At 58.2% G+C, this 1,377-nt stretch carries 1 protein-coding gene; it reads right to left on the bottom strand.

The genetic code is table 11. The features are described from left to right. Positions 1–44: 44 nt before the first annotated feature. Positions 45–1,055, bottom strand: a complete 1,011-nt coding sequence (locus CER19_RS23895) for a class 1 fructose-bisphosphatase (protein WP_003187818.1) — start codon at positions 1,053–1,055, stop codon at positions 45–47. Positions 1,056–1,377 lie beyond the last annotated feature (322 nt).

The raw sequence follows: 1,377 nt of genomic DNA on the forward strand, positions 1-1,377 counted from the left end.
CCGCTTCGCAGCCCAACGGGAGCAAGCTCCCTCGCCACACGGGCTTACTTCTTGTGATAGGCCGTCACGCGCTCAACTTCTTCCTTCGAACCCAGGAATACCGCCACCCGCTGGTGCAGGCCTTCAGGCTGAATGTCGAGGATGCGCTGGTGGCCGTCGGTGGACGCACCGCCTGCCTGTTCAACCAAAAACGACATCGGGTTGGCTTCGTACATCAGGCGCAGTTTGCCCGGCTTGGACGGCTCGCGGCTGTCGCGCGGGTACATGAACAGGCCACCACGGGTCAGGATGCGGTGCACGTCGGCAACCATCGCGGCCACCCAGCGCATGTTGAAGTTCTTCTTCAACGGGCCTTCTTCGCCTTCCATCAGTTCGTTGACGTAGCGCTTCACCGGTTCTTCCCAGTGGCGCTGATTGGACATGTTGATGGCAAATTCCTGGGTAGAAGCAGGAATCGAAATGTCTTCGTGGGTGAGTACGAAGCTGCCCATTTCACGGTCCAGGGTGAAGCCTTTGACGCCGTCGCCCAGGGTCAGCACCAGCATGGTCTGTGGGCCGTAGATCGCGTAGCCAGCAGCAACCTGCTCGGTGCCTGGCTGCAGGAAGGCCTTTTCGTTCAGGGCTTCGTTCTGGCTCAGGTATTCGTTCGGGCAACGCAGTACCGAGAAGATGGTGCCGACCGGTGCGTTGATATCGATGTTGGACGAACCGTCCAGTGGGTCGAATACCAGTAGGTATGCGCCCTTCGGGTATTTGCCTGGGATCTGGTAGGCATTGTCCATTTCTTCGGACGCCATGCCGGCCAGGTGACCGCCCCATTCGTTGGCTTCGAGCAGGATTTCGTTGGACAGCACGTCCAGTTTCTTCTGCACTTCGCCCTGCACGTTTTCAGTGCCCATGCTGCCCAGGACACCGCCCAGTGCGCCTTTGGAAACGGCGTGGCTGATTTCCTTGCAAGCACGCGCCACCACTTCGATAAGGAAGCGCAGATCGGCAGGCGTGTTGTTGCTGCGGGTCTGCTCGATCAAATAGCGACTCAGGGTAACGCGGGACATGGAAGGCTCCGGAGAATGGGGGGCTAAAAACCCGCGCAGTTTAACGCGAGTCGAGGGTTATTTCCTCTAATCAGAGGATTTAACGCCAATAGAGTTCACGCAACGGAGCAACGACACCTCTGTAGGAGCGAGCTTGCTCGCGAAAAACTCATAAGCGCCGCGCTCCTTCAGGAAGCAAGCGTTATCGTTGGCGTTCTTCGCGAGCAAGAACTAGGCGTCCCCCTGAACTGGTCAAGTAATCTTGGACACCGATTAAGGTTCACGCCGCCAACCTTTCCTTTGCGACCGGCGACCGGTAGTCGTTGTAGCTGTGAGGCCTGCT

The organism is Pseudomonas sp. GL93 (assembly GCF_003408955.1).
In the GTDB taxonomy this organism is placed as follows: Bacteria; Pseudomonadota; Gammaproteobacteria; order Pseudomonadales; family Pseudomonadaceae; genus Aquipseudomonas; species Aquipseudomonas paracarnis.